Here is a 5,931-nt window from a genome sequence, read left to right on the forward strand (position 1 = left end):
GAGGAACTGGTCGCCCGTGTCAAGGTGCAGTTGCGCCACCAGCAGCACGGCGAGGTCATCGTGATCGGCGGACTCGAAATTCACCCGCAAAAGCGCCTATCCAGCTTCAACGGGCAGGAAGTGCGCCTCAGTCCCAAGGAATTTGACCTGCTGACCTTTTTGGCCCGCCAGCCGGGGCGCGTGTATAGCCGCCAGGAAATTGAGCGTGAGGTCTGGAACGGCGAATTGCCCAGCAACAGCAACGTCGTGGATGTGCATATGGCGAACATGCGGGCCAAGCTGCGCGACCTCGACGGGTACGGCATTATCCGAACCGTGCGCGGCATCGGGTACGCCCTCAAGACGGCCTGAACAGCCCCATCAGCGGGCCGGATACTCAAGGCTGACTGTTTGCCTCTGCCATTAGAGCCGTTCTCCGAAATGATGGGCACGTCGGATAGCTCCGTTCTGGGGTGAACTACTCGAAAATCTTGCCGGGGTTCAGCAGATGTTCCGGGTCAAACAGCGCCTTGATCTCGCGCATTAGCCCCAGCGTGTCGGCCCGCTCCTGGGCCAGATACTTCTGCTTGTGCAGGCCGATGCCGTGTTCGCCCGAGCAGGTGCCGCCCACCGACAGCGTAAGGGCCATCATCTCGTCGTAGGTGGCGTGAATGGCGTCCCAGGTTGGCTTATCGCCGGGTGCCGCATGAAACAGTACGTGAAAATTGCCGTCGCCGACGTGTCCCACAAAGCTGGCGTCCAGTTCGCGTTCGTCGCAGCGCTGGCGGGTCGCGTCCAGCACTTCGGGCAGGCGGTGCAGCGGCACGCAGACATCGGTGCTGAGGTTCACGTGCCCCGGATGCAGCGCCACCATCGAGCTGTACGCCTTGTGGCGGGCCTCCCAGACGGCCTCGCGCTCCTGGGGGCTGTAGGCGGCTTGCAGGTTCTGGCCCCCAGCGTCGCGGCACAGCTCATGGCACAGCGCCAGCGACTCTTCCAGCGCGGCGCGGCTGGGTGACCCCAGTTCGATCCAGAGGGTCGGAAATTCCGGGTAAGCGCGGCCTAGGTGCACGTTGACCGCGTGAATCTCGCGCTCGTCAATCAGTTCCAGGCGCTCGGGTTGCAGCGCGGCCCCCATGATCCCCACGGCGCAGGCGGCGGCCTCCTGCACAGTCTGGAAGTTGCAGCGCAACACGACCAGTTCGGAGGGCAACGGCCAGAGCCTGACGGTCAGTTCGGTAATCACGCCCAGCGTGCCTTCCGCGCCGATAAAGAGGTTTTTGAGGTCGTACCCGGCACTGGTCTTGCGGGCCTTGCTGCCGACCCGAATGACGCGCCCGTCGATCAGCGCCACCCGCATTTCGAGCACGTTGTCGCGGGTGGTGCCGTACTTCACGGCCCCCGTCCCACTGGCATTGGTCGAGGCCATGCCGCCCAGACTGGCCTCTGCGCCGGGATCCACGGCCCAGAACAGCCCATGCCGACGCGCCTGCCGGTTCAGCTCGGGATAGGTCACGCCCGGCTGCACAGTGGCCTGAAACCCGCCCGGCTCGATGCCCAGTACCCGGTTCAGGCCGCTTAGGTTCAGCGACAAGCCGCCCCGCACCGGAATAACCTGTCCTTCCAGACTGCTGCCCACCGCGAACGGCACCAGTGGAACTTTATGCGTGCGGGCCAGCTCCAGCGCGTCTACGACGTCCTGCTCGGAACTCGCAAACAGCACTGCGTCGGGCAGCTGAAAATCGATGCGGCTTTCGTCGCGTCCGTGGGCCTCACGCACCGCCTCGGCAGTCGACAGGCGGTCTCCGAAATGGTTATGCAGGGCACTCAGGGCAGCTGAATTCATAACCTCATTGTCCACGTTGTGCGGCATACAACCTTGTTGATTTTTATGCAACTTAGTCTTAAGCTGCCCATTAACATCCTGACAGCTGGACCCCAGGTATACCGGAGGACTTATGAACAAGATTGCCCTGCTTATCAGTGCTAGCCTATTCGCCGTTTCCGCTTCCGCTCAGACCCAGGGCTGCGTAGCCAACGTGCAGAAAAACGGCCTGACGGTCGGCACCAGCCCCGACTACCCACCCTTCGAGTCGTTGGACAATAACAATCAAATCGTGGGCCTTGACGTGGACATGGTCAACGCTATCGGCAAGAAGATGGGCGTCAAGGTCAACATCGTGGGTCAGAGCTTTGACGGCCTGATTCCCGCACTGATCTCCAAAAAGATAGACCTGATTGCCGCCGGAATGACCGTGACCCCCGAGCGCAAGAAGGCCGTGAACTTCACGCTGCCCTACGACAACTCGGAAAACGTCATCATGGCCCGCAAGGAAAACCTGAGCTACGCCACGGCAGCCAAACTGAGCGGCAAGAGCGTGGGGGCACAGATCGGCTCAACCCAAGAAGAGCTGGCCCGGGGCATCAAGGGCGCGAGCGTCAAGTCTTTTAACCTTTACACCGACGCCGCCGTGGCCCTCCAGACCCGCCAGATCGACAGCCTCGTTATCGACCGCGTGGTAGGCGAGCAGTTTGCCAAGACCTACCCCGACCTGCGCATTACCGGCATGCTCAGCAAAAACGAAAAGGCCCTGGCTGTGCGTAAAGACTGCGGCGATCTCGTCAACCGCATCAATGCGGCGGTCATTCAGCTGCGCAAGAGCGGCGAACTCCAGGCCATCAGCAAAAAGTGGCTCAGTAAGTAAACCGGGCCGGGTACCGGGGCCGTAGCGTGGGCCTCGGTGCCGCTTACCCATCCGAAGCTGGGACCTGTTCACCTCGGAGGAGTTATGCACAAAGCTGCCCTGATAACCGCCTGCCTGTTCGCCGTTTCCGCCTCTGCCCAGGCGCAGGGCTGTATGGCCGACATCAAGAAAAACGGGCTGACGGTCGGCACCAACCCCGGTTACCCGCCTTTTGAATCGCTGGACAGCAACAACCAGATCATCGGTCTTGACCCTGACCTCGTGAACGCCATTGCCGGGAAACTGGGCGTGCAAGTCAACTGGGTCAACCAGCCTTTCGACGGTCTGATCGCGGCGCTGATCTCCAAAAAGATAGACCTGATCGCTGCCGGAATGACCGTGACCCCCGAGCGCAAGAAGGCCGTGAACTTCACGCTGCCCTACGACAACTCGGAAAACGTCATTTTGGCGCGTAAGGAACACCCGGAATACAACAGCGCGGCGGCCCTGAACGGCAAAAGCATTGGCGTAGAGCTGGGCACCATCCAGGAAAAGGTGGCGCAGGGCATCAAGGGGGCGAACGTCAAGACGCTTAATCAGTTCACCGACGCGGCGATCGCCGTGCAGACCCAGCAGATCGATAGCATGTTGATCGACCGGGTCGTGGCCGAACGCTTTACCAAAACCTACCCCGACCTGCGGATTACCGGCGTGCTGAACAAAAATTCCAAGGCGATGGCCGTGCGTAGGGACTGCGGCGACCTGCTAAGCCGCATAGACGCCGCCATTATCCAGTTGCGTAAAAGCGGCGAACTCGGGGCTCTGCGCAAAAAGTGGCTCAACAAGTAAGTATGGCGGCTCTCTGATATGGATTTCGCACTGATCTGGTCGAGTATGCCGCTGCTCCTTAAGGGAGCGGGGCTAACCATCGCTATTTCGGCCATCGCGCTGATCTTCGGCATCGTGTTCGGCACGGTTTTTGCGCTGATCCGCATGTCGCCCATTAAACCGCTGGCCGCCTTCGGGGTCGCGTATATCGAGATCATTCGGGGCACTCCGTTGCTGGCGCAGATTTTCCTGTTCTTCTATGGCCTGCCCTACGTGTTCCAGCAGGCTTTCGATCTCCCGCTCAACTTCAACCCGGTGGTGGCGGGTACGGCCATTCTGGCGATCAATTCCAGCGCTTACGTCGCTGAGATTATCCGCAGCGGCATCCAGAGCATTGCGCGGGGCCAAACCGAGGCCAGCCTCTCGCTGGGCTTCACGCCAACCGACACCCTGCGCTACATCGTCTTGCCGCAGGCGTTCCGGCGTGTGATTCCCCCGCTGCTGAACGAGGCGACCACCCTGCTCAAGAACAGTTCGCTGCTCTCGACCATCATGATCGTGGAGCTGGTGCGTGTAGGCCAGATGATCACCTCGCGTACCTATAAGCCCTTCGAGATGTACCTGGCGGTCGGCTTTTTGTACCTGTGCATGACCATTCCGATGAGCATTATGGCCGCCCGCATCGAGAAACGCTGGAAGGTCGGCTAAGATGAGCCTGAATTTTCCTGTCCAGCGGCTAGGGCCTGGGCTGGGGGAACTGGCCGGGGACGCGCCGCGCATCGGGCCACGCCTGCGGGCCGCTCGCAAGGCCAAGGGCCTGACGCTGGACGGGCTGGTCAAGCTCACGGGGCTGGACAAATCGTTTTTAAGCCGCATGGAACGCGACCTGACCAGTGCCAGCGTCGCCAATCTGCTCAAGGTGTGTGAGGCGCTGGGCATTCGCCCCGGCGCACTGTTTGACCCGCCCAATGCCAACCTGGTGCGCGGGCACGAGGCCGAGCGGGTCAATTTCGGCGGCGTGGGGGTCGAGGAGCGGCTGCTTTCGCAGGGTCTGGGCGGCGAGGTGATGGTGCTGCATTCGACCATCCACCCTGGTGGGCACGGCGGTGAGGAGCTGTATACCCTCGACGCCGACCTGACCTTCGTGACCGTGCTGGAAGGCGAACTGGAATTCATCATCGAGGACGCGCACTATTTTCTACACGAGGGCGACAGCATGACCATGTCCAGCCGCATTCCGCACAACTGGCGCAATCCCGGCAGCGGCACCGTCCGCGTGATCTGGGTCACCAGCCCGCATCCGTGAGCGCCAGGGCACAGAAAGAGCAGTTCTCCGAAAGTATGGGCACGTCAGAAAAACACCGCCGCCCCCTTCAGTCCACGTCCTGCTCTTTCTTGTTCACTAGAGCATTCAACCTGGGCCGAGCGAGCAACAGGGAAACGCGTTCCGGGCGTGCAGTGAGTGTCTTTTCCAAGTTCTAAAACTGTGCGAATCGTTTCTAAGGGCCAAAACAAGCGGAATTTATTTTCCCGGGGGCAAACATGACCCAAGTAAGCAACAACCCGATCATCCAGATGCAGCAGGTCGGCAAGTGGTTTGGCACGCATCAGGTGCTGACCGACGTGACTCTGAATATCGAAGCCGGACAGAAGGTGGTCGTCCTGGGGCCTTCGGGCAGCGGCAAAAGCACCCTGATCCGCACGATCAACCGCCTGGAGGAGTTCCAGAAGGGCGAGATCATCGTAGACGGCCACCACCTGAGCACCCTGAAGAAACTGGAACCCGTGCGGCGCGAGGTCGGCATGGTGTTTCAGCAGTTCAACCTGTTTCCGCACATGTCGGTGCTGCGGAACGTGATGCTGGCACCCATCAAGCTGCGCGGCCTGAGCGAGAGCGCCGCCGAGGAACGCGCCATGACCCTGCTGCGGCGCGTGGGCATCGAGGAACAGGCCCACAAGCAGGCGTCGCAGTTATCGGGCGGGCAACAGCAGCGGGTGGCGATTGCGCGCGCCCTGGCGATGGAACCCAAAATTATGCTGTTCGACGAACCGACCAGTGCCCTTGACCCCGAAATGGTCGGTGAGGTGCTCGACGTGATGCGCGACCTCGCCGGGGGCGGCATGACCATGATCGTGGTCACGCACGAGATGGGTTTTGCCCGCGACGTGGCCGACCGCGTGATCTTCATGGACAAGGGCCAGCTGCTCGAAGACGCCCCACCCGCCGAGTTTTTCGGCAACCCGCGCCTGGAGCGGCTCAAATCGTTCCTGCAACGGGTTTCGCAGCACTGATACGTTTTCCCGACTCTGTCTGCACGCCACTCCTAAGCGGGTCGGCCTGCTCCACTTCCACCAGCAGCTACTTAAGTACACTGCGTTTATCTTGTAGATAAACCGCGCGGAGCGCGTAGCAGAAGAAAGTACGTTGGAGCGGGAATGG

The 5,931-nt window shown here is 61.1% G+C and carries 7 protein-coding genes; 6 read left to right on the forward strand and 1 reads right to left on the reverse strand.

The window, feature by feature from the left end:
• Positions 1–351 (forward strand): response regulator transcription factor (locus tag QZ269_RS11400; protein ID WP_291426827.1); only part of this gene is annotated, 351 nt, incomplete at its 5' end.
• Positions 352–457: 106 nt separating this feature from the next.
• Here QZ269_RS11400 and QZ269_RS11405 read toward each other — a convergent pair.
• Positions 458–1,825, reverse strand: a complete 1,368-nt coding sequence (locus QZ269_RS11405) for an FAD-binding oxidoreductase (RefSeq protein WP_291426828.1) — start codon at positions 1,823–1,825, stop codon at positions 458–460.
• 112 nt (positions 1,826–1,937) lie between these two features.
• Here QZ269_RS11405 and QZ269_RS11410 point away from each other — a divergent pair, with 112 nt between their 5' ends.
• The 5 genes from QZ269_RS11410 (at position 1,938) to QZ269_RS11430 (ending at position 5,783) form a co-directional block, all read left to right on the forward strand.
• Complete coding sequence (locus QZ269_RS11410; protein ID WP_291426829.1) at positions 1,938–2,684, forward strand: basic amino acid ABC transporter substrate-binding protein; 747 nt, start codon at positions 1,938–1,940, stop codon at positions 2,682–2,684.
• Positions 2,685–2,768: 84 nt separating this feature from the next.
• Entirely contained in the window at positions 2,769–3,512 is a 744-nt protein-coding gene (locus tag QZ269_RS11415; RefSeq protein WP_291426830.1) for a basic amino acid ABC transporter substrate-binding protein, read from the forward strand.
• Positions 3,513–3,530: 18 nt separating this feature from the next.
• The gene (locus QZ269_RS11420; protein WP_291426831.1) at positions 3,531–4,199 is read left to right on the forward strand and encodes an amino acid ABC transporter permease; all 669 of its coding nucleotides are present in this window, start codon (positions 3,531–3,533) and stop codon (positions 4,197–4,199) included.
• Between the two features lies 1 nt (position 4,200).
• On the forward strand, positions 4,201–4,797 hold the full coding sequence (locus tag QZ269_RS11425) for a helix-turn-helix domain-containing protein (protein WP_291426832.1): 597 nt from the start codon (positions 4,201–4,203) through the stop codon (positions 4,795–4,797).
• A 236-nt stretch (positions 4,798–5,033) separates the two neighbouring features.
• The gene (locus tag QZ269_RS11430) at positions 5,034–5,783 is read left to right on the forward strand and encodes an amino acid ABC transporter ATP-binding protein (RefSeq protein ID WP_291426833.1); all 750 of its coding nucleotides are present in this window, start codon (positions 5,034–5,036) and stop codon (positions 5,781–5,783) included.
• Positions 5,784–5,931: the final 148 nt, after the last annotated feature.

This window comes from Deinococcus sp., from assembly GCF_018260405.1.
Taxonomy (GTDB): domain Bacteria; phylum Deinococcota; class Deinococci; order Deinococcales; family Deinococcaceae; genus Deinococcus.

Bases quoted from the DNA above. Each gene is read 5' to 3' on its own strand.
- QZ269_RS11420 (WP_291426831.1), top strand. From the start codon at position 3,531: ATGGATTTCGCACTGATCTGGTCGAGTATGCCGCTGCTCCTTAAGGGA.
- QZ269_RS11410 (WP_291426829.1), top strand. From the start codon at position 1,938: ATGAACAAGATTGCCCTGCTTATCAGTGCTAGCCTATTCGCCGTTTCC.
- QZ269_RS11430 (WP_291426833.1), top strand. From the start codon at position 5,034: ATGACCCAAGTAAGCAACAACCCGATCATCCAGATGCAGCAGGTCGGC.
- QZ269_RS11405 (WP_291426828.1), bottom strand. From the start codon at position 1,825: ATGAATTCAGCTGCCCTGAGTGCCCTGCATAACCATTTCGGAGACCGC.
- QZ269_RS11425 (WP_291426832.1), top strand. From the start codon at position 4,201: ATGAGCCTGAATTTTCCTGTCCAGCGGCTAGGGCCTGGGCTGGGGGAA.
- QZ269_RS11415 (WP_291426830.1), top strand. From the start codon at position 2,769: ATGCACAAAGCTGCCCTGATAACCGCCTGCCTGTTCGCCGTTTCCGCC.